The organism is Methyloceanibacter sp. (assembly GCF_050726195.1).
Classification (GTDB): Bacteria; Pseudomonadota; Alphaproteobacteria; order Rhizobiales; family Methyloligellaceae; genus Methyloceanibacter.
In genome coordinates, this window is sequence record NZ_JBOHJC010000011.1 from 91,564 (window position 1) to 116,235 (window position 24,672).

26 protein-coding genes are annotated in these 24,672 nt (G+C 65.8%); 12 read left to right on the plus strand and 14 right to left on the minus strand.

The genetic code is table 11. The features are described from left to right. Positions 1–4 precede the first annotated feature (4 nt). From trpD to ACRECX_RS09590, 5 genes are read right to left on the minus strand one after another with little or no spacing between them, the layout of a single operon-like run. Entirely contained in the window at positions 5–1,060 is a 1,056-nt protein-coding gene (trpD, locus tag ACRECX_RS09570; RefSeq protein WP_431558604.1) for an anthranilate phosphoribosyltransferase, read from the minus strand. Then, complete coding sequence (locus tag ACRECX_RS09575) at positions 1,050–1,670, minus strand: anthranilate synthase component II (RefSeq protein ID WP_431558605.1); 621 nt, start codon at positions 1,668–1,670, stop codon at positions 1,050–1,052. The genes trpD and ACRECX_RS09575 overlap by 11 nt, the downstream gene beginning before the upstream one ends. 48 nt (positions 1,671–1,718) lie before the next feature. Further along, positions 1,719–2,240, minus strand: coding sequence for a SixA phosphatase family protein (locus ACRECX_RS09580; RefSeq protein ID WP_431558606.1), 522 nt, complete (start codon positions 2,238–2,240; stop codon positions 1,719–1,721). A 17-nt stretch (positions 2,241–2,257) separates the two neighbouring features. Further along, positions 2,258–3,823, minus strand: a complete 1,566-nt coding sequence (trpE, locus tag ACRECX_RS09585; RefSeq protein ID WP_431558607.1) for an anthranilate synthase component I — start codon at positions 3,821–3,823, stop codon at positions 2,258–2,260. Then, on the minus strand, positions 3,820–5,721 hold the full coding sequence (locus tag ACRECX_RS09590; protein WP_431558608.1) for a peptidyl-prolyl cis-trans isomerase: 1,902 nt from the start codon (positions 5,719–5,721) through the stop codon (positions 3,820–3,822). Before ACRECX_RS09590 ends, trpE begins: the two co-directional genes overlap by 4 nt. 202 nt (positions 5,722–5,923) lie before the next feature. Between ACRECX_RS09590 and tpiA the strand changes: the two genes are divergently transcribed. From tpiA to kdsA, 6 genes are all read left to right on the plus strand, one after another. After that, on the plus strand, positions 5,924–6,697 hold the full coding sequence (gene tpiA, locus ACRECX_RS09595; RefSeq protein ID WP_431558609.1) for a triose-phosphate isomerase: 774 nt from the start codon (positions 5,924–5,926) through the stop codon (positions 6,695–6,697). A gap of 94 nt (positions 6,698–6,791) precedes the next feature. Continuing rightward, the gene (locus ACRECX_RS09600; protein WP_431558610.1) at positions 6,792–7,376 is read left to right on the plus strand and encodes a hypothetical protein; all 585 of its coding nucleotides are present in this window, start codon (positions 6,792–6,794) and stop codon (positions 7,374–7,376) included. Continuing rightward, positions 7,373–7,729, plus strand: a complete 357-nt coding sequence (gene secG / locus ACRECX_RS09605; protein ID WP_431558611.1) for a preprotein translocase subunit SecG — start codon at positions 7,373–7,375, stop codon at positions 7,727–7,729. The genes ACRECX_RS09600 and secG overlap by 4 nt, the downstream gene beginning before the upstream one ends. A gap of 84 nt (positions 7,730–7,813) precedes the next feature. Next, positions 7,814–9,442: a CTP synthase gene (locus tag ACRECX_RS09610; RefSeq protein WP_431558612.1), complete on the plus strand. Its 1,629-nt coding sequence runs from the start codon at positions 7,814–7,816 to the stop codon at positions 9,440–9,442. A 15-nt stretch (positions 9,443–9,457) separates the two neighbouring features. After that, a complete protein-coding gene (locus ACRECX_RS09615) occupies positions 9,458–9,883 on the plus strand; it encodes a GFA family protein (RefSeq protein ID WP_431558613.1) in 426 nt (141 codons plus the stop codon). A gap of 48 nt (positions 9,884–9,931) precedes the next feature. Beyond that, on the plus strand, positions 9,932–10,792 hold the full coding sequence (gene kdsA / locus ACRECX_RS09620) for a 3-deoxy-8-phosphooctulonate synthase (protein ID WP_431558614.1): 861 nt from the start codon (positions 9,932–9,934) through the stop codon (positions 10,790–10,792). Positions 10,793–10,815: 23 nt separating this feature from the next. On the opposite strand, the gene ACRECX_RS09625 is transcribed toward kdsA, so the two are convergent. From ACRECX_RS09625 to ACRECX_RS09660, 8 genes are all read right to left on the minus strand, one after another. Next, positions 10,816–11,802 (minus strand): hypothetical protein, encoded by a 987-nt coding sequence (locus ACRECX_RS09625; RefSeq protein WP_431558615.1) that lies wholly within the window; start codon positions 11,800–11,802, stop codon positions 10,816–10,818. Then, positions 11,799–12,260 (minus strand): preQ(1) synthase, encoded by a 462-nt coding sequence (gene queF / locus ACRECX_RS09630; protein WP_431558616.1) that lies wholly within the window; start codon positions 12,258–12,260, stop codon positions 11,799–11,801. The genes ACRECX_RS09625 and queF overlap by 4 nt, the downstream gene beginning before the upstream one ends. A gap of 4 nt (positions 12,261–12,264) precedes the next feature. Further along, a complete protein-coding gene (locus ACRECX_RS09635; protein WP_431558617.1) occupies positions 12,265–12,645 on the minus strand; it encodes a 6-pyruvoyl trahydropterin synthase family protein in 381 nt (126 codons plus the stop codon). A 56-nt stretch (positions 12,646–12,701) separates the two neighbouring features. After that, a complete protein-coding gene (gene queE / locus ACRECX_RS09640; protein ID WP_431558618.1) occupies positions 12,702–13,337 on the minus strand; it encodes a 7-carboxy-7-deazaguanine synthase in 636 nt (211 codons plus the stop codon). 672 nt (positions 13,338–14,009) lie between these two features. Next, positions 14,010–15,470 (minus strand): SLC13 family permease, encoded by a 1,461-nt coding sequence (locus ACRECX_RS09645; protein ID WP_431558619.1) that lies wholly within the window; start codon positions 15,468–15,470, stop codon positions 14,010–14,012. Positions 15,471–15,635: 165 nt separating this feature from the next. Then, a complete protein-coding gene (locus tag ACRECX_RS09650; RefSeq protein ID WP_431558620.1) occupies positions 15,636–15,917 on the minus strand; it encodes a hypothetical protein in 282 nt (93 codons plus the stop codon). Between the two features lie 118 nt (positions 15,918–16,035). Next, positions 16,036–16,770, minus strand: a complete 735-nt coding sequence (gene queC / locus ACRECX_RS09655) for a 7-cyano-7-deazaguanine synthase QueC (RefSeq protein ID WP_431558621.1) — start codon at positions 16,768–16,770, stop codon at positions 16,036–16,038. 3 nt (positions 16,771–16,773) lie between these two features. Beyond that, positions 16,774–17,133 (minus strand): GFA family protein, encoded by a 360-nt coding sequence (locus ACRECX_RS09660; protein WP_431558622.1) that lies wholly within the window; start codon positions 17,131–17,133, stop codon positions 16,774–16,776. Between the two features lie 92 nt (positions 17,134–17,225). Here ACRECX_RS09660 and eno point away from each other — a divergent pair, with 92 nt between their 5' ends. Next, positions 17,226–18,506 (plus strand): phosphopyruvate hydratase, encoded by a 1,281-nt coding sequence (eno, locus tag ACRECX_RS09665; RefSeq protein ID WP_431558623.1) that lies wholly within the window; start codon positions 17,226–17,228, stop codon positions 18,504–18,506. A 151-nt stretch (positions 18,507–18,657) separates the two neighbouring features. Continuing rightward, a complete protein-coding gene (locus tag ACRECX_RS09670; protein ID WP_431558624.1) occupies positions 18,658–18,981 on the plus strand; it encodes an FtsB family cell division protein in 324 nt (107 codons plus the stop codon). On the opposite strand, the gene ACRECX_RS09675 is transcribed toward ACRECX_RS09670, so the two are convergent. Then, positions 18,978–21,164 carry a phosphotransferase gene (locus tag ACRECX_RS09675; protein WP_431558625.1) on the minus strand — a complete coding sequence of 729 codons (2,187 nt, stop codon included), beginning with the start codon at positions 21,162–21,164 and terminating at the stop codon, positions 18,978–18,980. The genes ACRECX_RS09670 and ACRECX_RS09675 overlap by 4 nt on opposite strands. Positions 21,165–21,538: 374 nt before the next feature. On the opposite strand from ACRECX_RS09675, the gene pdhA reads away from it, so the two are divergent. The 4 genes from pdhA to ACRECX_RS09695 all read left to right on the plus strand — a co-directional run. Then, complete coding sequence (pdhA, locus tag ACRECX_RS09680; RefSeq protein WP_431558630.1) at positions 21,539–22,459, plus strand: pyruvate dehydrogenase (acetyl-transferring) E1 component subunit alpha; 921 nt, start codon at positions 21,539–21,541, stop codon at positions 22,457–22,459. Between the two features lie 15 nt (positions 22,460–22,474). Then, a complete protein-coding gene (locus ACRECX_RS09685; RefSeq protein WP_431558626.1) occupies positions 22,475–23,995 on the plus strand; it encodes a pyruvate dehydrogenase complex E1 component subunit beta in 1,521 nt (506 codons plus the stop codon). 5 nt (positions 23,996–24,000) lie between these two features. Then, positions 24,001–24,393, plus strand: coding sequence for a GFA family protein (locus ACRECX_RS09690; protein ID WP_431558627.1), 393 nt, complete (start codon positions 24,001–24,003; stop codon positions 24,391–24,393). A gap of 4 nt (positions 24,394–24,397) precedes the next feature. Beyond that, a partial coding sequence (locus ACRECX_RS09695) for a biotin/lipoyl-containing protein (protein ID WP_431558631.1) occupies positions 24,398–24,672 on the plus strand: 275 nt, incomplete at its 3' end.

A 24,672-nucleotide genomic window follows, 5' to 3' on the forward strand; every position in this document is an offset into this window, starting at 1 on the left:
CGCCTCAGACCTTATCATGGCTGAGCTTAACGAGCGCCTCGAGCACGGCCTTTGCCTTACCGCTATCGATGGAGTCCGCCGCCAACGCCACGCCGTCCCGCAGGGTCTTGGCCTTGCCAGCGACAAGCAACGCTGCCGCCGCATTCAAAAGCACGATATCCCGCAACGGCCCCTGATTGCCTTGCAGCACGGCGCGCAGGTGAGCGGCGTTCTCGGTGGCGTCGCCGCCGACCAGATCTTCGGACTTTGCGTCCGGCAGTCCTGCGTTTCGCGACGAGAGCTTGAAGGTTGAGACCTTGCCCTTGTCGAGCACCGCCACATGGCTGACATCGGTGGTGGTGAGTTCGTCGAGCCCGTCGGCGCCGTGCACCACCCAGGCGCGCTCCACGCCGAGCAGCCCCAGCACGTGCGCGAGCGGTTCCACCCATTTCTCCGCAAACACGCCGACCACCTGGTACTTAGTGGAGGCTGGATTGGCGAGCGGCCCAAGGAGATTGAAGATGGTACGCGTGCCGAGCTCGTTTCTGACCTTCGCCACATGGCGCATGGCGGCGTGATGGGCCGGCGCGAACATGAAGCCTAGCCCGCACTCCGCGATGCAGCGCTCGATGGCCTGAGGGTTACACTCGATATTCACTCCGAGCGCGGTCAGCACGTCCGCCGAGCCTGAGCGCGAGGAGATCGACCGGTTGCCGTGCTTGGCGACCGGCACGCCCGCGCCGGCCACCACGAAGGCGGTGCAAGTGGAAATGTTGTGCGTGCCTTTAGCATCGCCGCCGGTGCCGCACGTGTCGATGGCGCCTTCGGGTGCGCGTACCGGCACGGCCTTGGCGCGCATCACGCGCGCCGCTCCGGCGATTTCCTCCACCGTTTCACCGCGCACATGCATGCCGAGCAGCAGCGCGCCGATCTGCGCCTCGGTCGCGGCCCCCGACATGATCAGCTCGAAGGCTCCGGCGGCTTCGTATTGGTTGAGGGTCTCACCTGCCGCGACTTTGCGGATCGCCGCCCGCAAGTCTGGGGACGTCGTGCTGGCGGCAGGCGCAGGGTTAGAGGGCACCGACCGCTTCTCTATGCCCGGCCCCGCGTGCCCGCCGCTCGACGCGGGCGAGGTCGAGGAAGTTAGCGAGCAGCTGGTGCCCGTGCTCCGAGGCGATGCTCTCCGGGTGGAACTGCACGCCATGCACGGGATAGCGCTTGTGCTGCACGCCCATGATGATGCCGTCGGCCGTCTCGGCCGTGATTTCGAGATCGGCGGGGAGGGTGTCGCGCTCGACCACGAGCGAGTGGTAACGCGTGGCGGAGAAGTCCTGCGGCAGGCCGGCGAACACGCCCTTGCCGGTATGGTGCACCTTGGACAGCTTGCCGTGCATGAGATAAGGCGCCCGCACCACGCGGCCGCCATAGACTTGGCCGATGGCCTGGTGGCCGAGGCATACCCCGAGGATGGGCACCACGGGGCCGCCGCGGGCGATCAATTCGAGGCAGATGCCGGCACGGTCGGGATCGCATGGCCCGGGCGAAAGCACGATCGCCTCTGGCGCTTCCGCCAGCACCTCGTCCACGGTGATCTTGTCGTTGCGGTAGACGACCGTACTCGCGCCCAATTCCCCAAGGAAATGAACGAGATTGTAGGTGAAGCTATCGTAGTTATCGATCAGGGTCAGCATGGCTTGGTGTTACGCCCCGGGCCGATAGCCCGTCAAGGTCGAGGGGGATCAGCCGGCGCGGAGCTCTCTTGGCACGAGGAACAGGTTCAAGCTCCCGCTGTTCACGTCGATGCTCGACCATAGCCCCGCCGTGAAGTTGATCACGGCAAGTCCGGCGGTCGGATATTTCTCCCTGAGCCGGTCGCGAACGTGCTTCGGCCCCGAGCCGACAAGATCGAGTGCCAGCGCCTGGATTTCCGGATTGTGACCCACGATCATCACCCGGCTTGCGCCTGGCTGGATCGCGCGCAGTATCTCCAGCATCTCGGCGGGGCTCGCGTGATAGAGCGCATCCTCGTAGGTGACTTTCGGCTCGACCTTGAGCTGGGGTAGTACGAGCGCCAGCGTATCCACCGTGCGCCGCGCCGACGAACACAGCACGAGCTCCGGGTCGATGCCGCGCTCGGCCATCGTCCGGCCCATCAGCGGCGCATCGGCCATGCCCCGCGTGGCGAGCGGCCGCTCGCGGTCCGGCAAGGTGGGGTTCTTCCAGCTCGACTTCGCATGGCGCAGCAGGCTGAGGGTGAGCATCGTTCCGACACCCGCCACTATTGGCCGCGCCTGGCGCGTGCGGCGAAACGCACGGCTACCTCGGCCGCCTTGAACAGCGCGCCCGCTTTGCTCACGCACTCCGCCTGCTCGCGCTCTGGGATGGAATCGGCCACCACCCCGGCGCCTGCCTGCACGTACATGACGCCGTCCTTGACCACCGACGTGCGGAGCACGATGCAGCTATCCATTTCGCCGTCCGCCGAGAAATAGCCGACGCAGCCCGCATAGATGCCGCGCGCCTCGTCCTCGAGCTCGTCGATGATCTCCATGGCGCGCACCTTGGGCGCCCCCGATACGGTGCCCGCCGGAAACCCCGCCATCAGTGCGTCGACCGCATCGAACTTTGGATCGAGCTTTCCTTCGACATTGGAAACGATATGTATGACTTGGCTGTAATACTCGAGGAAGAAGCTGTCGGTGACGCGCACGCTGCCAACCTCCGCCACGCGGCCGACATCATTTCGGCCGAGGTCGAGCAGCATCAGATGCTCGGCGCGCTCCTTGGCGTCGGCGAGCAGCTCCTCGGCAAGAGCCTTGTCCTCGTCCGGCGTGGCGCCGCGCGGTCGCGTGCCGGCGATTGGCCTGATGGTGACCTCGCCCTTGCGCACCCGCACGAGGATCTCCGGGCTGGAGCCCACGACGGCAAATGCGCCGAAGTTGAGGTAGTAGAGGAATGGCGAGGGGTTGACCCGGCGCAGCGCCCGGTAGAGCGCAAACGAAGGCAGCGTAAATGGCGCTTCGAACCGCTGGCTGAGCACGACCTGAAAAATGTCACCCGCCGCGATGTACTCCTTGGCGCGCGCCACCTTGGCCCTATAGGCGTCAGGCGCCGTCGCGGCTTCCGGCTTGGGATGCTCCGCCTCGACGGCGAGCTCGGTCGCATGCGGTAGCGGCCGGTCGAGACGCTCCACCACCAGATTGAGCCGGTCGGCGGCCCGCGCATAGGCGGCCTTGGCGCTGACACCGGCGAGCGGCCGCACGGGGGTCACCACCGTCATCTCGTCTTTGACGCTGTCGAAAATGACGATCAGCGTCGGCCGCACCAGGATGCTGTCCGGGAGACCAAGCGGGTCGGACCTGCCTCCTGGGAGCTCCTCGATGAGCCGAACCGTGTCATAGCCCATATAGCCGAAGATGCCGGCCGCCATGGGGGGCAGCTCATGCGGAAGCTTGATGGCCGACTCCGCCAGCAGCTCCCGCAGCGAGGCGAGCGCGGGCAAAGGGGAGGGCGCGAAGGCGTCGGGATCAGACTGCGGCGACCGGTTGATCTCCGCTCTGTTCCCCTCTGCTCGCCACACGAGGTCCGGCTCGCAGCCGATGATGGAGTAGCGGCCGCGCGCGGCGCCGCCTTCGACCGACTCCAGGAGGAAACTGTGCGGCCGCTCGTTGGCGACCTTCAGCATCGCGGAGACCGGCGTCTCGAGGTCGGCCACGAGCCGCGTCCAAGCCACCTGCGGCACCCCCTCGTCGTAGAGCCGCGCGAAGTCGGTAAAGTCTGGCTCGATCGGAGCGGACCCGTTCCTTTGCGGCAGGGGCGTGACCGAAGCCTGCGCTGGGCTCATGGCTCCTCGCCGGTGCCCACCAGCTTGGCCAAGGCCTGCTGATTGACGCTTACGCCGTAGCGATTTTCCAGCGCCCCGAAATATTCCGCGATCGTGTCTTCGCTGATGAGAAGCCCGATGCGCGACTTGAGCCGCTCGATCGCCCGTTCGTCGATCGCGGGCGGGGCGACGATATCCTCGACTTTGAAGACGATACGCCCTTCTTCGACACCCGATGGCGCCGAGCCGTAGCCCCCTTTCGGCAGGGTGAAGGCTTGCGCTACCGCGGCCGGCAGCACGTTCACGGTGATGTCGTCGCGCTTCAGGGCCTCGGTCGGCAACACTTCGGTACCAAGCTCCTTCGCCATGTCTTCAAGCGATTTGCTACCGCTGCTCAGTGCGGTGACCAGGCCTTGGGTAAACTTGGCGACCTGGTTGCGCGCTTCATCGGCAAGCCAGTCCTTCTCGACCTCGTCCCGCACCTGATCGAACGGTTTGAGCTGCTCGGGCGTGATGCCCAGCACCTCATACCAAATGACGCCTTCGTCCCTCGCATCGATGGGATCGTTCTCGATCCCGGTATCGGTGGCGAAGGCGCCGTTGAGCACGTCCTTTTGCGCCGGCAATGTGACAGTTGAACCGTCGGGCTTGCGGCCTTCGCGATCGACTTGGTCGATGAGTACATAGTCCAGCTTGAGCTTGGCAGCGGTCTCGGCAAGCGTGGATCCTGCTGCAAGCTCGTCCTCGATCCGATCATGCAAGTCGAAGATGGCGCCCGACGCGCGATCCTTCAGGATCTTCTCCTCGAGGTCGGCCTTGGCCTCTTCGAATGTCGGGGTCTTGCCAGGCTCGATCTCGATCACCCGCACCAGCACGACGCTGCCGAGCTTGCCCGTGATCGGCTCGCTGACGCCGTTCGCTTCGAGCTTGAACGCCTCCTCGGCGATCACGGGATCGGCCAGCTCGTTCCGCGCAACCGTCCCGAGGTCGATGTCGCTGTCGCTTAGGCCCCGCTCTTTCGCCACCTCGACGAAGTCGGTGCCCGACTTGATCTTCTCGTGCGCGGCCTTGGCTGCCTCCATGTCGGGGAAGGCGATTTGCTGGATATGCCGGCGCTCGGGATTGCCGAGCTGATTCTTTTGCGCCTCGTACGCCGCCTTGAGATCGGCCTCGCTGATATTGACCTGGTCCTTGACCGTCTCAGGCGTTACGGCGAGCACGCCGAGCTTGCGATATTCCGGCTGCGTGAACTTGGCGTGGTGGTTGTCGTAGTAGCTCTTCAGCTGCTCTTCGGTGGGGTTGCCGATTTCGCCCGCCGCCGATTGCGGCACCAGCACGTAACGCAGGATGCGCCGCTCCTCGTTGTAGCGATTGAGCGCGTCGATCAGCACTTGAGGACTATCGGCTACTTCGCCGATCGTGGTGAGAAGCTGACGGCGCAGGTTCTGCTCGCGCAGGGAGTAGAGGTAACCGGCCTCGCTCATGCCGATATTGCGCAAGGCGGCCTGAAAAGCGATCGGGCTAAAGTTCCCTGTCGGATCCTGGAAGGCGGGGTCCTTCATGATCTGCCCCAGCAAGGCGTCGTCGCTGACGCCGAGGCCGAGATGATTGGCATGCGTGTCGACCGCTGCGCCGCCGATGAGCCGCTCCAAGACTCGCGCGTCGAGACCGAGCGCGCGCGCTTCCTGGATGCTGAGGCTGCGGCCCGCCTGCTGGCTCATGGACCGAAGTACTTCTTGTTGCGCCCGCAGGTAGTCTTGCGACGTGAGTTCGGTGTCGCCGACGCGGATCAAAGTCTGCTGGCCATAGCCCGTGAAGATGTCGGCGATGCCCCAGATCGCAAAACTGACGACCAGGAGACCGACCAGGATCAGGCCAAGTGTTCGTGCCGCGCCTTTGCGCAGTGTGTCGAGTGCCACGCCTCGGAGACCTTCTATTATTTCATCGTTTGCCAAAGCCGCGCAGGCGTCCGATGCTAGGACGGTCCAGCGCGGCGGGGCGCATCATAGGTAGCAAGGTCAAGCGCGGCAAGGCAGCCGCGATTAAGTGCCGAAAACTTGGTGAAGCGGGGAAACCGCATAGGCGCGAAAGCGTTTGAAGCGGAAAGCGGGGGTAGGGGACGTGGCAGCGATCAGGCCGCTTGTCGCCGGCAATTGGAAGATGCACGGCACGGGATCCTCCCTGGTAGAACTCAGCACGCTTCGGAAGCGCCTGGCTCAAGCCCCGATTCCGGAGGTTGAAGTCATGGTCTGCCCGCCCGCCACCCTTCTTACCCGGGCGCCAGAGGTGCTTCAGGGGTCCGAGATCGTCCTCGGGGCGCAAGACTGTCACCCTCTGGCTTCGGGACCCCATACCGGCGATATCTCCGCCGAGATGCTGGCCGATGCCGGCGCCAAGGCCGTCATCGTCGGACACTCCGAACGACGTATGGATCACGGCGAGACCGATGCGCTCGTTAATGCAAAGGCGCTTGCGGCTTATCGCGCCGGCCTCACGGCCATCATCTGCGTCGGCGAGACGGAAGCCGAGCGCAGCGAGGGCGCGACGATGTCCGTGGTCAAACGCGAACTTCAGGGTTCGGTACCGGAAGAAGCCCGCGCCGCCAACACTGTGATCGCCTACGAGCCGGTCTGGGCAATCGGCTCGGGCCTCACGCCGACGCCAGCCGATGTCGCGGAGGTGCATGGCTTCATCCGCAGCGTGCTCGGCCAACTGCTTGGCAATGGGCAGAGCGGGGCGATGCGCATTCTCTATGGCGGCTCGGTGAAGCCTGCCAATGCCGGCGAGCTCCTGTACGTGCCTGACGTTAATGGCGCGCTGGTCGGCGGCGCGAGCCTCAAGGCCGATGATTTTTATGCGATTTTGGCCGTCTATGGCCGGGAACGGACCGCTTGAGGACAAGGAAAACTCTTATCGGGACGGGGCTTGGCAAATCAGGCTATCTTGGTCATTGTGATTAGTCGATCACGGCAGGGGGGGTCCCAGAGCCATGATATCGATCTCGCGCTTCATCGGCGGGGCGCTGCTCGTCGGAGGCTTGGCCCTCGTGCTTGGGGGCAACGCCTTGGCCGAGCCGCTCAACAAAGACGCCTGCGCCAGCCTCGAGTCGGAACGCCGCAGCCTCTTCACCAATGACATCAAAGCGGCGCTCGAGCGCGGTCCCGACTGGGTCAAGGACCATCTCCACACCCCCGAAGAGATCGAGAAGGTCAGGCAGTATTTGCTGGTCGAAGAGAAACTTGCCTTCCGCTGCCGCAGCGACGGCGTGGTGATGCCCAAGCCGCAACCCGTGCCTTTGCCGGACCGCAAGCCTGATCTGCCGCCGACCGAGGTCGCCGCCACGGAGGCGCCCAAGATTCTTGCCGACGCGGCCTCGACCTCGCTCCTGCCGCTGCGCAAGCCGTCCTTGGCCGATGCGGAGGAGACAGTCGCCGCCGATACCGGGCAAGACGAAGTGCAAGAAGCCGGCGATTCAGAGGGGGTCACAACCTCGGGAACCCTGGAGCCAGGGCCTAGCCAAACCGTGGCGGATTCGGATAAGAGAGCGCCTGAAAGCATCAAGGCGACCCAATGAGTACTGTCATTCTCCTGATTCACGTCATGATTGCCGTGGCGCTGGTCGGCGTCGTGCTGCTGCAGCGGTCCGAGGGCGGAGCGCTCGGCATCGGCGGCGGCGGAGGCGGCGGCTTCATGACCGGCCGCAGTGCCGGCAATGCCCTGACCAAGACCACGGCAATCCTTGCGGCCTGCTTCTTCGTGACGAGCCTCACGCTTGGGATCTTGGCAAGCCAGCGCACGGGCACGCCGTCGATTCTGCCGGCCGGCTCGGACGGCCTCGCGCCCTTGCAGATCCCGGCCGCGCCGGCTCCCGCTGCCCCAGAGGCCCCGCCGGCGCCCGCCGCGCCGCAAGCACCCCAGTCCGAATAGGCTCGCCCGCCTGCGGCAAGACGACCCTCCGCCTGCGTGTTTGGGGCTACGCCGCCGCGCGGACTCGGTGTATGGTCGAGGCCCATGGCGCGGTACGTCTTCATTACCGGCGGCGTGGTTTCCTCACTCGGCAAGGGGCTCGCTTCGGCGGCGCTAGGGGCGCTTCTGCAGGCGCGGGGGTTTAGCGTTCGTCTACGCAAGCTCGACCCCTATCTCAATGTCGATCCGGGGACCATGAGCCCCTATCAGCACGGCGAGGTGTTCGTCACCGACGACGGCGCCGAGACCGACCTCGACCTCGGCCATTACGAGCGCTTCACCGGACGTCCGGCGAGCCAGGCCGACAACATCACCACGGGGCGCATCTATCAGGAGATCATCGCCAAGGAGCGCCGCGGCGACTATCTCGGCTCGACCGTCCAGGTCATTCCCCACGTCACCGACGCCATCAAGGCGTTCATCACCGCAGGCAACGAAGGCGTCGACTTCGTGCTGTGCGAAATCGGCGGCACGGTGGGCGACATCGAGGGACTGCCCTTCTTCGAGGCGATCCGCCAGCTCGGCAACGAGCTGCCGCGGGGCTCGACCGCCTTTATCCATTTGACGCTCGTGCCGTTCATCCCGAGCGCGGGCGAACTCAAAACCAAGCCGACCCAGCACTCCGTCAAGGAACTGCGCTCCATCGGCATCCAGCCCGACGTGCTTCTGTGCCGCACCGACCGCCCGTTGCCGCGCGACGAGCGGCGCAAGATCGCGCTGTTCTGCAACGTGCGGCCCGAGGCGGTGATCCAGGCGCTCGACGTGCCGAGCATCTACGACGTGCCGGTCGCCTATCATCGAGAAGGGCTCGATCGCGAGGTGCTGGCGGCCTTCGGCATCACCAATGCACCGGAGCCCGACTTGCGCATGTGGCAGGAGATTTCCCAGACCATCGCCGAGCCGGACGGCGAGGTCACCGTGGCCATTGTCGGCAAGTACACCGGCCTCAAGGACGCCTACAAGTCGCTCAACGAGGCGCTGGTCCACGGCGGCATCGCCAATAAGGTCAAGGTCAATCTCGAGTGGATCGAGTCGCAGACCTTCGAAGGAGAGGACGCCGCCGCCTATCTTGAGGACGTGCACGGCATCCTTGTGCCCGGCGGCTTCGGCGAGCGCGGCGCCGAAGGAAAGATTCACGCGGCCCGTTACGCGCGCACCAGGCGGCTTCCATATTTCGGCATCTGCTTCGGCATGCAGATGGCGGTGATCGAGGTCGCCCGCGATCTCGCCGGCATCGACGACGCAAGCTCGACCGAGTTCGGCCCCACTGACGAGCCGGTGATCGGCCTCATGACAGAATGGATGAAGGGCGAGGAGCTCGAGCGCCGCGAGCAGAACGGCAATCTCGGCGGCACCATGCGCCTCGGCGCCTACGAGGCCGTGCTCGCCAAGGACAGCAACGCGGCGGCCATCTACGGCTCGACCCACATCTCCGAACGCCATCGCCACCGCTACGAGGTGAATACTCGCTACCGCAACAAGCTCGAAGGGGCGGGCCTGCGCTTCTCCGGCCTTTCGCCGGACGGCCTCCTGCCGGAGATCGTCGAGATCCCCGACCATCCCTGGTTCGTCGGCGTGCAGTTCCACCCCGAGCTGAAGTCGCGACCCTTCGCGCCCCACCCGCTGTTCAAGTCCTTCATCGGCGCCGCCGTCGAGCAGAGCCGCCTCGTTTAACTCCTGGACTGCACAATGTCTGACAACGTCCACAAAGGCGGCTGCGCGTGCGGCAAGGTGCGCTTCGAGGCGAGGGGGGAGCCCTACCGCGTAGGCGTCTGCCATTGCCTCACCTGCCGCAAGGCGCACGGCGCGCCGTTCGGCTTCTTCGCCGTGTTCCCGACCGAGGCCGTAACGGTCGAGGGGGACGTGCTGTTGTTCGAGAGCTCGGAAAAGGGTAGGCGCTACGCCTGCCCGTCGTGCGGCGCGCCGGTCTATTCGAGCTACGGCCGGCCGGACGAGATCTATCTTTATCCCGGCTCGTTCGACGAGACCGGACTGTGGCAACCACAATACGAGCTGTGGACCATAAGGCGCGAGCCATGGCTGCCTGAGTTCCCGAGCGTCGTCCGGCGCTACGACAAGGAGCGGCCGCAATGGAAGCGGACAGAAAGCGAGTGAGCTTCCCGCCCAGTTGACGGTGCGAAGACGGAGGCCCATGGTCCGGCCATGAACGAAGCCCTGAAGCCGGCCCCCGCCGCCACCGTCGCAATCGGAAAAGCAAAGTTCGGCAACGGCTTGCCGATCGTGCTGATGGCAGGCCCGTGCGCGCTGGAAAGCCGGGCGCACGCGCTTGAAACTGCGGCGGCGCTCGGAGAGATCGCGAACCGGCTCGGCATCGGCCTCGTTTACAAATCGTCGTTCGACAAGGCGAACCGCACCAGCGCGGGAAGCGCGCGCGGGCTCGGCCTCAAACAGGCGCTCCCTGTCTTCGCCGAGATACGAGAATCGATCGGGCTTCCCGTCGTCACCGACGTGCACGAGCCAGAGCAATGCACCGCCGTGGCCGAGGCGGTCGACGTGCTGCAGATCCCCGCTTTCCTGTGCCGCCAGACCGACCTTCTTGTTGCCGCGGCGCGCACCGGCAAGCCGGTCAACGTCAAGAAGGGCCAGTTCCTCGCGCCATGGGACATGCGCCACGTCGTGGCCAAGGTGGTCGGCGCCGGCAATCCCAACGTGCTCGTCACCGAGCGCGGCGTGTCGTTTGGTTACAACACCCTCGTGTCCGACATGCGCGCGCTGCCGATCCTCGCCGAGACCGGCGCGCCGGTCATCTTCGACGCGACCCATTCGGTGCAGCAGCCCGGAGGACAGGGGGGGTCGAGCGGCGGCGAACGCCGCTTCGTACCGGTGCTCGCCCGCGCCGCCGTGGCTGTGGGGGTGGCAGGACTCTTCATCGAGACGCACCAAGACCCAGACCGCGCACCGTCGGACGGGCCGAACATGCTGCCACTTGCGTCGCTGGAACCGCTGCTTGCCGAACTGATGGAAATCGATCGTCTCGTGAAGCGCACCGGCCGCCCCGACTGAACTAACCTGACCATCATCGCAGGTCAGCTGCGGGGATGAGCTTCTCGGCCGTCTGGTCCCAGCGCCATAGCGCATCGTTGGTGAGATGCGTGCCGCCCCACCACCGATCGACGTCGTGATGCGCCGCCCAGTCGGTGGCACCGGAGAGGACCGCCTTGCCGAGAGAGGTGGCCAAGTCTGCTCGTGAGGTAGGCTTTAGCCAGCTCGGGAACATCGTGCTGGAACGGCGCGGCCTCGAGCCCGGCGATCAGCGGCTCGTCGGCAAGGGCGAGCGCATCGAGCAAGCGCCAGAAGCTCCAGTCGCCCATGAACACGGCCTCTTCCTGCTTCTGCACGGCGACGAACAGCGCGAGCGCGGTGACGGAGCCGGCGTCGGCAATCGCCAGCATGTGCCGTTCGGTGCGCGACAGGCCATCCGTACCGGGCAGCTCTTCCAGCATGCGCAAGACCGAGGGCCGCAGGAAGGGCAGCGCCGAAAGGTCCTGACCGAGAAGACTGGTACAGGCCTCCGGCGTCGCCTGGCGAAACGCCGCCCAGGCGCCGTTGGCAAGAGCGAGCTGCCCTTCTGTCACGGCCTCCCCGGTTGATGCCAGCTCTTCGATCGCTTCCGGCTCTTGCCGTCCGATGTAGTCTTCCGTCTGAACGAGGACCAAGGTATCGGCCTCGCTCCTTGGATGCGCGGCGAACCAATCGAGCACCTGCAACAGTTGAAGCTGGTCGTAGAGATCGTGCTCGAACCACAGCACCACCCGGCCGAAATCGGGACTCATCGCGAGCCCGCGGTCGCGCGCCGTCAGCTCGAACTCGATGGCGCCGATGTCCCCGCCGCCGGCGCCCGCCAGATACTCGATGCGAATGGCGGTCAGCTCCTCGAGCGTCGCCGTCAACGGGACCGGCCCCTCATGCAGCACGTCGCGCCAGGGTAGGACCTCGGCCCCTTGCAAAGTATGCCGCAACAGCTCGCCCGCGGCGTCGCCGTTGGTGATGACGAGATCGGCCGTGGCGCTCACCCGCGCCCGCGATAGGGCGCGACGCCTTGCTCGGGGATCCAGACGCCGTCGGGCGGCGCGCCGTGCTGCCAGAACACATCGATGGGGATGCCGCCGCGCGGGAACCAATAGCCGCCGATCCGGAGCCAGGCCGGCTCCACCAGATCGGCGACGCGCTTGCCGATGGTGATGGTCGCGTCCTCGTGGAACGCCGCCGTGTTGCGGAAGCTCGCCAGATAAAGCTTGAGCGACTTCGATTCGAGCAGCCATTTGCCCGGCGCGTAGTCGATGACGAAATGCGCGAAGTCGGGCTGGCCGGTGACCGGGCAGAGGCAGGTGAACTCCGGCGCGGTGAAGCGCGCCACATAGGCCGTGTCGGCGTGCGGGTTGGGCACCCGCTCGAGCTCGGCCTCGGCCGGCGATTTCGGTACAGGGACTTCGTGGCCGAGCTGCTTCAAGCCGGTGATCTTCCGCGCCATCGTCCTACTCCGCGGCGAGCCGCATCGGCGGCCCGTTATAGATGCAGCCTTCGTGGCATGAATCGCGAGCGACCACGATCTCGGCGAGGCCGGGCAGCCGGTTGTGCAGCCGGTCCCACAGCCACATGGCGATGCGCTCCAGAGTGGGGGAGGCGAGCCCCTCCACCTCGTTCAGTAGGCGGTGGTCGAGCGCGGCGCGCGCGTCCGACACCGCCGCCTCTAACTCATCGAAATGCACGAGGATGCCGGTATCCTCGTCCGGCTCGCCGTCGACCGTGACCCGCACGCGGAACGAATGTCCGTGCACCCGCGCATTGGGATGACCCGGCGGCGCCGACGGCAGGAAGTGCGCCGCCTCGAAGAAGAATTCCTTGTAGATCCGCATGGCCGCTGTTTAGGGGATTTCGCGTGTCTGGGCCAGGGCTTGAGCCCAATCCGTAGTTAAGGGATGCCCAGGAGCTTGTGCGTCTGGAGGCTCAGGCGCCACTTGGGGTGGGCAAGGCAATAATCGATGGCGGCGCGGAGGTTTAGCGGGTTATTCGCACCCTCATCCTTAGGCTGGATGAGAAAATGGGTGAAGTCGAGCACGCCAAGCTCCTCAATTATAAGGGCCTCTTGCGGATAGACGAGCTTCAATTCGTCGCCCGAGCGCTGCACGAGCGGCGCGCCGGCCTTGGGGCTCACGCAGATCCAGTCGATCGCGCGCGGCACGGGTAGCGTGCCGTTCGTTTCGATGGCCACCGCGAAGCCCGCCTGGTGCAGCGCGGCGATGAGCGGCTCGTCGACTTGCAGCATCGGCTCGCCGCCGGTCAGCACCACGAAGGGGGGCGTGCCGGAGTTGCCGCGCCACGCCGCGCGGCACGCGTGCGCGAGCGCCTCGGCGTCCGCGAACTTGCCGCCGCCCGGACCATCGGTGCCGACGAAATCCGTGTCGCAGAAATCGCAAGTCGCCTCGGCGCGGTCCGCCTCGCGCCCCGACCACAGATTGCAGCCGGCGAAGCGGCAGAACACCGCCGGACGCCCGGCTTGGGCGCCTTCGCCTTGCAAGGTGTAGTAGATCTCCTTGACTGCATACATGCCCGAAACTTGGTCCTTTCGCCCGGCCGACGCAAGTCGCGCGACAGCGCTGCCGCGGCGCGGTCGCGTCCGGCAGATGCTCCTTTTCTCCCCCTCTGGACACGAGGGGGTGGCGCGCCGAGAGGCGCAGTCCGTAATGGTGTCCGCGTTCCTTTTTGGGGACCGCGGCGGGCGCCTTCCGGCGCGCCAATCGCGGCGTCTATGCGGCGCCGGGCCGCGCTTTCCGTTGCCGGCTATGGCCGGTCGGTCAGTCAGCTCCTGACAGGGACTCCTAATGGTCCCGGGCGGAGCCCCGGCGCCGCCCGAGTGCTCATGCTGCGTGCATAAACCCGCAGGCGCCGCACCCCGTCCCGCCACTCAAGACGCCTTTAGAGCAACGCCCCTTCAGAAGGACGAGGTAGGTGCAGTGTAGCGGAGGCTGAGGCGGAGGTCTAGGAATAGTTTCACAGGCAATGTAGCCCGCATGGAGCGAAGCGGAATGCGGGGATGCAGACCCGGATTTCGCTTCGCTTCATCCGGGCTACATACTGTGCGACAGGGCGTCGCTCTCAAGAATCGAAGCGGTAGAATCAAATCCCACACCCCACCCGTCTCGTCGCGTTCCGCGCGTCGAGCGACCCTCCCCTGAAGGGGAGGGACTCAGCCCCCGGATTGCGCTGCGCTCCATCCGGGCTACAGGAATGGCGCGGCGATGGTGATGCCCACCGCGATCAGCGCCGCGCCGATCAGGCTGAGCAGGAATCCGGCGCGGAGCATTTGCGGCAGGGTGACGTAGCCCGTGCCGAACACGAGAGCATTGGGTAGGGTGGCGACCGGCAGCATGTAGGCGGAAGAGGCTGCGAGTCCGACCGGCACGGCGATCAGGAAGGGTGCCACCTCCGCGCCGATGGCGAGGCTCCCCGCCACCGGCAGGAAAGCCGCGGCCGTCGCCGTATTGCTCATCAGCTCGGTGAGGAACACGACGAGCAGCGCGACGCCGAACACGAGCACGATGAGCGGCGTGCCGTGCAGGAAGGAGAGGCTGTTTCCGATCCAGACCGCGAGGCCAGAGCTGTCCATCGCCTGAGCCAGGCTCAAGCCGCCGCCGAACAGGATAAGAATGTCCCAGGGCGTGCGGCGCGCCGTCGCCCAATCCAAGAGAAACGTTCTACTCCGCCAATCGGCCGGAATGGCGAACAGCGCCACGGCGCCGGCGATGGCGATTCCGGTATCGCTGATCTTGAGACCGATCCAATCGTCGACCAGCGGGTAGAAGACCCAGGCCGCGGCGACGGTTGCGAACACCGCCGCGACCCGCTTCTCGGGCGCGCTCACCGGTCCCATGGCCCGCAACATATCGGCGACGACATGAGCCTCGGTGCCTCCGAGCCTGTCCGAGAATGGGAAGGCGATGCGCGTCAGAACCAAAAACGCGCAGCCGAGCAACACCACGGCGATCGGCAGCGCCACGGCCATCCATTCGGCGAACGTCACCTGAACATGGAACGCCTGGTCGAGATAGCTCACGGCGAGCGCATTCGGCGGCGAGCCGATGATGGTGCCGGTGCCGCCGATCGAGGCGGCATAGGCGACGCCCAGCATCATGGCGGCGGCGAAATTGATCTCGTCGCGTCCGCGATTCGCCCCGTTCGGCAGAACCACGGTGATCAGCGAGACGGCGATGGGCAGCATCATGACGGTGGTGGCGGTGTTGCTGATCCACATGCTGAGTGCGGCCGTCGCCAGCATGATCCCGCCCACGAGGTTCAGCGGCCGGTTGCCGACGCGCAAGATGATATGGAAGGCGATGCGCCGGTGCAGGTTCCACCGCTCCACGGCCAACGCGATAAGAAAGCCGCCGAGCAGGAGAAACACCACCGGGTTGGCGAACGGCGTGGCGGCGGCGTGGATGTCGGAGATGCCGAGCACCGGCAAGAGGATCAGCGGCAACAGTGCCGTGGCGAACAGCGGCAACGCCTCGGTCGCCCACCAGATGGCCATCCATACGGCAAGCGCCGCCGTGGCCCAGCCCGCGGGCGAGAGGCCGGAAGGCGCAGGGCTCAGCAAGAGCGCCACGAAGCAGGCCGGCCCCAAGAAGAGGCCGATCAATTGGTAGGTCTTGTAGCCGGCCCCGGTCTTCCCCTGCTCAAGCATGTCCCCCGACCGATCCTTGAACCAAGGTCAGCGGCAGACTGGCCCATGCGGGGTGATTCTGCACGCGCTTTACTGACCGGCCGAGCGAAGCCGTTGGCAGGGTTCGAAAAAGCATCGCCCGGCACGTAGCCGGGCGATGCACGAAAGGCAATCGTCGTGAGACGGTTAGCACTGACCGCTGAAGAGGGTCCGCTTGCGGGCGATGGTCTCGGACTGCGCCGATACCCCGGATGTCGAACGACACCACTCGTAATGGCCATTGTACCAGGCATGCCAGCGGAAGCCTTGGCACCCGAGGTCAAGCGCTTGCATACGATGGTACGAGTTCACGGCGAGTTGGGCGTAGTTCTGGCAAAGCGGCTTCGGCGCCGCCAACGCGCTCTGCGCGAAAGCAGTCCCGAACACCGCGGCGATAACGATCAGGCCGATGCGGCTGTGCTTGGTCATGGTCTTGCTCCTGTTCAACGCATCCCCGAGCCCGGTTTCGTCCGTTGTTCACTCGGTTGATGGATGGAGTCTCGTACAACCCGCCTGTATGCCGCCTGAACCCGTCGTTGTCCGCCGTTCAGCTTGAGACGTTGCGTTGCCGGCGTTCGCCTTGCTGGGAGGCCTGCCACGCCGCATAGCCCTTGGCGCGGAGCTGGCACGCGGGGCACGCGCCGCAGCCATAGCCCCAATCGTGCCTTAACCCACGCTCGCCTTTGTAGCAGGTGTGCGTCTCCTCGATGATGAGGCGCACCAGCGCCGCGCCGCCGAGCTCTTGCGCGTACGCCCAGGTCTCCGCCTTCGAGCGCCACATCAGCGGCGTGTCGATTGAGAAGGGGATTTCGGTGCCGAGCCTGATCGCCTCCTGAAGTGCGCGCAACGTCGCGTCGCGGCAGTCGGGATAGCCGGAATAGTCGGTCTCGCACATGCCGCCGACCAAGGTGGTGAGACCCCGCCGATAGCCGAGCGCGGCGGCATAGACGAAGAACGCGAGATTGCGCCCCGGCACGAAGGTGGAGGGCAGGCCTGAGTCCAACATCACGATCTCGGTGTCGGAGGTGAGGGAGGTGTCGCCGATGGCGCCGAAGCTCTTGACGTCGAGCATGTGGTCGGGGCCGAGCCTCTCGCCCCACTCCGGGAAGCGGCGCGCGATCTCGTCCCGCACCTTTTGCCGGCACGCAAGCTCGACCCCGTGGCGCTGGCCGTAGTCGAAGCCCACGGTCTCGACCCGCGTGTAACGGTCGAGGGCATAGGCAAGGCAGACCGTGGAGTCTTGACCGCCGGAGAACAGCACGAGCGCCGCCGGGGACGCCATGGGTCAAAGACTCCTGCCGTCGAACGGCCGGACCGTCAGGGCGGCAGGGTCGACGTCATCGAGACAACGGACATTGACCGCCACCATCTCCGACCCGTCCGGTGCGCGTCCGCGCGCGAAGGAGCCGACCCCGCACGTGCCGCAGAACAGGTGATGGACGATCTTCTGGTTGAACTGGTAATCGGTGAGGCCCTCTTCGCCCGACAGCAGCGTGAATTGCCCGGTGGGCAAAAAGGTCAGCAGCGCCCCGCGCTTCTGACAGATCGAGCAGTTGCAGGACATCACCGCCGCAAGGTCGGTCTCCACCTCGTAGCGCACGCACCCGCAGTGACACCCGCCGCTGTAGCTTGCCGTTTCCGTCACTAGAACCTCCCTTCGCAGATGCGCCTATATACGCCTTTCGCTTCCCGGCCGCCTAGGCTAAGACGGCCGCACATTTTGAGGGCAACGCACTCATGACCGCCATCGCCACCATCGTCGGCCGGGAAATCCTCGATAGCCGCGGCAACCCGACCGTCGAGGTCGACGTCGTGCTGGAGGACGGCCATCACGGCCGCGCCGCCGTGCCGTCCGGCGCCTCCACTGGCGCGCATGAGGCGCACGAATTGCGCGACGGCGGCGAGCGCTACGGCGGCAAGGGCGTGCGGCGCGCGGTCGAGTCGGTCAACGGCGAGATCCGCGAGGCGCTCAAGAGCTTCGACGCCGGCGACCAGAAGGGGCTCGACAAGCTGTTGTGCGAGCTGGACGGCACCGACAACAAGAAGCGGCTCGGCGCCAACGCCATTCTCGGCGTGTCGCTGGCGGCGGCCAAGGCCGAGGCTGCTTCCAAGGAGGAGCCGCTCTACCGCTATCTTGGCGGCGAGGACGCAACTCTTCTGCCGGTGCCGATGATGAACATCGTCAACGGCGGCGTGCACGCCGACAACCCCATCGACTTCCAGGAATTCATGATCGTGCCGGTCGGCGCGACCAGCATCGCCGAGGCGGTGCGCATGGGCGCCGAAGTGTTCCACGCGCTGCGCCACGCGTTGAAGGGCGCCGGCCAGAACACCAATGTCGGCGACGAGGGCGGCTTCGCGCCCAATCTCGCCTCGACCCGCGAGGCGCTCGACTTCGTCATGGCGGCGATCGCCGCGGCCGGCTACCGGCCTGGCGAGGACATCTACCTCGCGCTCGACGTGGCGGCGACGGAGCTTTACGGCGAGGATCGCTATTTCCTCAAAGGCGAGAAGCGGAGCCTGACCGCCGACCAGATGACCTCGTACTACACCGAGCTCGTGACCAACTATCCCATCTTCTCCATCGAGGACGGCATGGCGGAGGACGACTGGGACGGCTGGCGCGGGCTTACGGAGGCGCTCGGCGACCGCATCCAGCTCGTCGGCGACGACATTTTCGTGACCAATATTGCGCGGCTAAAAGAAGGCATCGAGCGGCGCATCGCCAACGCCATCCTCGTCAAGGTCAACCAGATCGGCACCTTGACCGAGACGCTCGACGCCGTGCGCATGGCGCAAGAAGCGCACTATGCCGCGGTGATGTCGCATCGTTCCGGCGAGACGGAGGACGCGACCATCGCCGATCTCGCCGTGGCCACCAATTGCGGGCAGATCAAGACCGGCTCGCTCGCCCGCTCCGACCGGGTCGCCAAGTACAACCAGCTCATCCGCATCGAGGAGGAGCTGGGTCCAAAGGCGCGCTACGCCGGCGCCGCGGTGCTGAAGCGCCCGCAGTAACTTCAGCTTAACCGTCTGTCGGCGATTCTCTCGAGCCTTATCATTGCCGGCTTGACCGGGCAATCCAGTAACCCCTGCATCCCAGATCATCGACGTCCTGGGTTACTGGATTCCCGCTTTCGCGGGAATGACAACTACTACGGGGGAAACCGTGCGGTTCCGGGCTTTCATCTTTCCAATCGTGGCGTTGAGCGTCGGCGGCTATTTCGGCTACCACCTCCAGAACGGCGACCATGGCTTGACGGCGCGCGCCGACCTCGAGCGGCGCAAGGACGTGCTCGAAGGCGAGCTGGCCGGGCTTCGCGAGGTGAAGCAGAGGATCGAGCGCGACGTGGCGCTGCTGCGGCCTGAGAGCCTCGACCCTGACATGCTGGACGAGCGGGCCCGCGCCATTCTGAACCTCGCTCATCCCGACGACCTCGTGATGAGGAAGCGCCGCGAGCCCGACCCGACCGGCCCCCTGACGCCGCGCTAAGTCTCAAGGCAATTTGCAAGGTCGCGGATCATCTTTTTTGGTATGGGCCGATTCAAGACGGTCCCGACAATGACCGCCAGCACCGCGACCGAGTACTTTCTTTGGAGTGGCGTGGTCCGCGGGGCGACTCCGTCGAAGTACCGCTCCATGAGCGGCGCGAACGCGGAACACCCCAGCCGATCGTAGAAGAAGCGGACGAGATCAAACCCGATCGGCGCCTGGCCGTAATTCTCCCAATCCACAATGCCGATCCTCCCGTGTTTCGAAAGCATCAGGTTCCTTGTGTTGAGGTCGCCGTGCGCGAACGCGGTCGGCAGCGATTTCGCATAGTTCACATCCCACTTCTCGACGACGGTCTTGAGCAGATCAATGTGCTCCCGATCCTCGTGGAACTTGTGGAGTTGGCTTTCCAGATGAGCCTGTCCGTCGCAGGTCGAAAGCCTCGCCGGGATGAAACCGCGGGCCTTGATACTGCGATCGAAAAGGCCATGGAGCTGGGTGCTGATCTCGATGAGACAGTCTACGATGTGCTTTCCCAGTTGCGCATTAACTCCTTCGATCGCGCTGTCGGACAGGGGAGGCGGCAGGGACTCCAAGTAATCGTATAAAAAGTACCCATGTTCGTCATCGAGGAGATGGTAGTGGAGGCGCGGCAGGAAGGCCGGGACTTCGTTCCCATGCTCCCGTTGCACTGACGCATAGAACGCAGCCACGCGCTTGCAGCTCTCGGCGCCAACTCTGGAATGCTCAAAATAGACGCTTCGCTCGGAACCGTGCGCCACGGTGATGCGGCGTGCTAATCGTGTGTGGGCGCCGATCACAAACTGCACTTTTTCCTCCAGTAGGCGCCGATCAAGACCCCGAAGCGAAAGGAACTGGTCCAACTGCGTTTCGCCGTTGGCGATCAACGGCGCCACGACATCGCACGCTTCCGTTTCTCGACCGGCGCGCGACAGGCATACCCCGAGCCTGTAGCGACAACGATCGAGACTTGGATCGAGGGTGAGAGCCGCGTTGTACGCCTTCGCAGCGTCCGACCAGTCCTCCAACCTCATTCGCGCAATCCCCAGCTGGACATGCCAGTTCGCGTTCGAGGCATCTAGGTTGAGGGCTGCCTCATAAGCAGCAGCCGCGCCCTGCCAATCGTGCATCCTTGCGCGGGCATCCGCGAGCCGTGCATGCCAATAGGGCTTGAGCGCGTTCCGGGCGAGCGCCGCTTGATAGGCCGACGCCACACCGCGCCAGTCCCGAAGCTTCGCCCGCGCCCCGGCCAGGCGTTGGTGCCACACGGCATTGCTGTCGTCCCGGGCGAGCGCCGCTTCATAAGCTGATGCCACTCCGGGCCAGTCCTCAAGCTTCGTCCGCGCTTCGGCCAGCCGCTGGTGCCAGACGGCACTGCTGTCGTCCCGGGCGAGCGCCGCCTCGTAAGCTGACGCCACTCCGGGCCAGTCCTCAAGCTTCGCCCGCGCCTCGGCCAGCCGCTGGTGCCACACGGCACTGCTGCCGTCCCGGGCGAGCGCCGCTTCATAGGCGGATGCCACTCCGGGCCAGTCCTCAAGCTTCGTCCGCGCCCCGGCCAGCCGCTGGTGCCACACGGCACTGCTGCCGTCCCGGGCAAGTGCGGCTTCATAGGCCGACACCACTCCTGGCCAGTCCTCAAGCTTCGTCCGCGCCTCGGCCAGCCGCTGGTGCCACATGGCGTTGCTGCCGTCCCGGGCGAGCGCCGCCTCGTAAGCTGATGCCACTCCGGCCCAGTCCTCAAGCTTCGCCCGCGCCTCGGCCAGCCGCTGGTGCCACACGGCACTGCTGCCGTCCCGCGCGAGTGCCGCTTCGTAGGCCGACACCACCCCGGGCCAGTCTTCAAGCTTCGCCCGCACCGCGGCGAGCTGTCGATGCCACTCTGCATTGCTGCCGTCCCGGGCAAGCGCCGCCTCGTAGGCGGACGCCACCCCCCGCCAGTCTTCAAGCTTCGCCCGCGCCGCGGCCAGCCGCTGATGCCACGCAGCGTTGCGGTCGTCCCGGGCAAGCGCGGCCTCAAAGGCTGACGCGGCACCTTTCCAGTCCCCGCGTGCTCCCCGCGCGCTCCCAAGCCGGTGGTGCCACTCGGCGTTGCCATCGTCCCAGACGACAGCGGCGCGATAGGCTGCAACCGCCATCCATGTCCGCGCTATGACGAATTTCAAGCGCACTTAGCCTTGACCTCGGAGCAGTAAGCCCAAGGCCGAAACCTTGCAGCCGCTGGTAGTGACACGAATTATCGCAGCTTTGTGACATGGCCCTCAAGACTATTCGGCGGCCTTACAAGGACACCGGCAGAAGTTTCTTTGCTCAGGGAACCGCACACCAAGACCAATTCCGAACCTTTTGGCGGCCTTTCCCGCCGTGCTAGCTTTTCCGCGGGCGCGCGAGGACGAGTCGAAGGAGGCCAGGAGTGACCAGCCCAAGTCTGACGCCGGGAGCCACAAATTTCTGGCTGGACCAAGCGCGCGAGCGGCAGCTCGCCAGCGCCAGAAAGCCGAGCCTCTCGCCCGACGAGGAGTTCGCCGCCTACCGCAAGATGCTGCTCATCCGCCGCTTCGAGGAAAAGGCGGGGCAGCTCTACGGCATGGGCGCCATCGGCGGCTTCTGCCACCTCTACATAGGCCAGGAGGCGGTGGTGGTCGGCATGCTCATGGCCATGGAGGAGGGCGACCAGGTCATCACCGCGTATCGCGATCATGGCCACATGCTGGCGACCGGCATGGACCCCAAAGGCGTCATGGCCGAGCTGACCGGCCGCCGCAGCGGCTACTCCAAGGGCAAGGGCGGCTCCATGCACATGTTCTCGGTGGAGAAGCAGTTCTATGGCGGCCACGGCATCGTCGGTGCCCCGGCGCCGCTCGGTTCCGGCATCGCCTTTGCCAACAAATACCGCGAGAACGACCGTGTGTGCCTGACCTTCTTCGGCGAAGGGGCGGCCAATCAGGGCCAGGTCTACGAGAGCTTCAACATGGCGTCGTTGTGGAAGCTCCCCGTGGTCTACATCATCGAGAACAACCATTACGCCATGGGCACGGCGGTCGAGCGCGCCAGCGCGCAGGCCGAGGAGCTGTATCTCCGCGGGCTCGCCTTCGGCATTCCCGGCGAGCAGGTCGACGGCATGGACGTGGCCGAGGTGAAGGCGGCCGGCGCGCGCGCTCTTGCGCATGCACGCAGCGGCAAGGGGCCGATGATCCTCGAGGCGCTCACGTATCGCTATCGCGGACACTCCATGTCCGACCCCGCCAAGTACCGCACGCGCGAAGAGGTGCAGGGCATGCGCGAGCATCGCGACCCGATCGAGCTCGCGCGCAAACGCCTGTTGGAGGCCGGCCGCAGCGACGACGAGCTGAAGGAGATCGACCGCGCCGTGCGGGCGCAGATCGGCGAGGCGGCGGAGTTCGCGCAAGCCGAGCCGGAGCCGGACCCGGCCGAACTGTTCACCGACGTGACGGCGTAGGCGGGCCGTTGAACCATGCCGACTGAAATCCTGATGCCCGCGCTCTCCCCCACGATGGAGGAGGGCAAGCTCGCCAAGTGGCATGTCAGCGAAGGCGACGAGGTGCGGGCCGGCGACGTCATCGCCGAGATCGAGACCGACAAGGCCACCATGGAGGTCGAGGCGAGCGACGACGGCAGGCTTGGCAAGATCCTGGTGCCCGAAGGCACCGAGCACATCCCCGTCAATCGCCCCATCGCTCTGCTTCTGACGGACGGCGAGGATACGCCAGGAGCAGCAGCATCCTCCACCTCTCCCCATTGGGGAGAGAGCCAGCCCCCGGGCCACGACCCGGGAGTCGACGCGCGAAGCGACACGGGTGAGGGGACTCAAACCGGCTTTGGAACCCCCTCACCCCAACCCTCTCCCCAATGGGGAGAGGGGGTATTCCGCGACGCAGAGCCGCCGCCGGACCTCGGCGAGGCGCCGCCCCTGGTCGAGGAGGCGCCGGCAGGCCCGCAAGTCCCGCCGCCGGAGCCTGGTCCCGAGCTTGAGGTGCCGCCGGGCACCGAGATGGTCACCATCACGGTGCGCCAGGCGCTGCGTGACGCCATGGCCGAGGAGATGCGGCGCGATCCCGACGTGTTCGTCATGGGCGAGGAGGTCGCCGAATATCAGGGCGCCTACAAGGTGACCCAAGGTCTGCTCGAAGAGTTCGGCCCGCGCCGGGTCATCGACACGCCGATCACCGAATACGGCTTTGCCGGCGTCGGCGTCGGCGCGGCCTTCGCCGGCTTGCGGCCCATCGTCGAGTTCATGACGTGGAACTTCGCCATGCAGGCCATCGACCACATCGTCAACTCCGCCGCCAAGACGCTCTATATGTCGGGCGGACAGATGCATTGCCCCATCGTGTTTCGCGGACCCAACGGCCCGGCGGCGCGCGTTGCCGCGCAGCACAGCCAGGACTATTCGGCGTGGTACGCCCATGTGCCGGGATTGAAGGTGATCGCGCCCTACACAGCCGCCGACGCCAAGGGGCTGCTGAAAGCGGCCATTCGCGATAACAGCCCGGTGGTGTTCCTGGAGAACGAGATCCTCTACGGCCAGAGCTTCGAGGTGCCGAAGTTGGACGACTTCGTGCTGCCCATCGGCAGAGCGCGCATCGCCCGCGCCGGTCGCGACGTGACCTTGGTGTCGTATTCGCGCGGGCTTGCCTACACGCTCGACGCCGCCGATCGGCTTGCCGGGGAGGGCATCGCGGCAGAGGTGATCGACTTGCGCACCTTGCGGCCGCTCGACATCGCCACCGTGATCGCGTCGGTCAAGAAGACCAACCGCATTGTCACGGTGGAGGAGGGCTGGCCGATCTGCTCCATCGGCTCGGAGGTATGCGCGCAGGTGACGGCGCAAGCCTTCGATTATCTCGACGCGCCGCCTCTGAAGATCACTGGCGCCGACGTGCCGATGCCCTACGCCGCCAATCTCGAGAAGCTGGCGCTGCCGTCGGTGGAGAGCATCGTCAAGGCGGCGAAATCCGTCTGCTACCGGGAGTGACGCGCATGCCCGAAACTCCGATGAGCTGGAAGCAGGGCGGCTGCCATTGCGGCGCGGTCCGCTTAGAGGTGCTCGCGCCCGACGAAATCGAGGCCTACGAGTGCACCTGCTCGATCTGCCGCAAGAGCGGCTATCTTCACCTCATCGTCGCCAAGGAGCGCTTCAGGCTTCTCGCCGGCGAAGACAGGCTCATCACTTACAGTTTCAACACCGGCACGGCGCAACACCACTTTTGCTCCGTATGCGGCGTAAAGAGCTTCTACGTGCCGCGGTCGAAGCCCGACGGCTATAGCGTCAACGTGCGCTGCCTCGACGAGGGCGAGGTCGCCGTCGCGCGCATCGCGATCTTCGACGGCAAACATTGGGAACAAGCCATGGCGACCCGTGGACCGCTCTGACACCATGCCGACGGAAATCCTCATGCCGCAGCTGTCGCCTACCATGGAGGCGGGCACGCTCGTCAAATGGCTGGTGCGCGAGGGCGATCCCGTTCACGCCGGCGATATCATCGCCGAGATCGAGACCGACAAGGCGACCATGGAGGTCGAGGCGGTCGACGACGGCACGGTCGGCAAACTGCTCGTGGCGGAAGGCGCCGAGAACGTGCCGGTGAACCAACCCATCGCCGTACTTGTGGCTGAAGATGAGGATGAAGGCGCGGCGGCAAGCTCCACCTC

Coding starts and splice junctions, on each gene's coding strand:
- ACRECX_RS09575 (WP_431558605.1), bottom strand. CDS start 1,670: ATGCTGACCCTGATCGATAACTACGATAGCTTCACCTACAATCTCGTT.
- ACRECX_RS09580 (WP_431558606.1), bottom strand. CDS start 2,240: ATGCTCACCCTCAGCCTGCTGCGCCATGCGAAGTCGAGCTGGAAGAAC.
- trpE (WP_431558607.1), bottom strand. CDS start 3,823: ATGAGCCCAGCGCAGGCTTCGGTCACGCCCCTGCCGCAAAGGAACGGG.
- ACRECX_RS09600 (WP_431558610.1), top strand. CDS start 6,792: ATGATATCGATCTCGCGCTTCATCGGCGGGGCGCTGCTCGTCGGAGGC.
- secG (WP_431558611.1), top strand. CDS start 7,373: ATGAGTACTGTCATTCTCCTGATTCACGTCATGATTGCCGTGGCGCTG.
- ACRECX_RS09610 (WP_431558612.1), top strand. CDS start 7,814: ATGGCGCGGTACGTCTTCATTACCGGCGGCGTGGTTTCCTCACTCGGC.
- ACRECX_RS09615 (WP_431558613.1), top strand. CDS start 9,458: ATGTCTGACAACGTCCACAAAGGCGGCTGCGCGTGCGGCAAGGTGCGC.
- kdsA (WP_431558614.1), top strand. CDS start 9,932: ATGAACGAAGCCCTGAAGCCGGCCCCCGCCGCCACCGTCGCAATCGGA.
- queF (WP_431558616.1), bottom strand. CDS start 12,260: ATGGCGCGGAAGATCACCGGCTTGAAGCAGCTCGGCCACGAAGTCCCT.
- ACRECX_RS09635 (WP_431558617.1), bottom strand. CDS start 12,645: ATGCGGATCTACAAGGAATTCTTCTTCGAGGCGGCGCACTTCCTGCCG.
- queE (WP_431558618.1), bottom strand. CDS start 13,337: ATGTATGCAGTCAAGGAGATCTACTACACCTTGCAAGGCGAAGGCGCC.
- ACRECX_RS09645 (WP_431558619.1), bottom strand. CDS start 15,470: ATGCTTGAGCAGGGGAAGACCGGGGCCGGCTACAAGACCTACCAATTG.
- ACRECX_RS09650 (WP_431558620.1), bottom strand. CDS start 15,917: ATGACCAAGCACAGCCGCATCGGCCTGATCGTTATCGCCGCGGTGTTC.
- queC (WP_431558621.1), bottom strand. CDS start 16,770: ATGGCGTCCCCGGCGGCGCTCGTGCTGTTCTCCGGCGGTCAAGACTCC.
- eno (WP_431558623.1), top strand. CDS start 17,226: ATGACCGCCATCGCCACCATCGTCGGCCGGGAAATCCTCGATAGCCGC.
- pdhA (WP_431558630.1), top strand. CDS start 21,539: ATGCTGCTCATCCGCCGCTTCGAGGAAAAGGCGGGGCAGCTCTACGGC.
- ACRECX_RS09685 (WP_431558626.1), top strand. CDS start 22,475: ATGCCGACTGAAATCCTGATGCCCGCGCTCTCCCCCACGATGGAGGAG.
- ACRECX_RS09690 (WP_431558627.1), top strand. CDS start 24,001: ATGCCCGAAACTCCGATGAGCTGGAAGCAGGGCGGCTGCCATTGCGGC.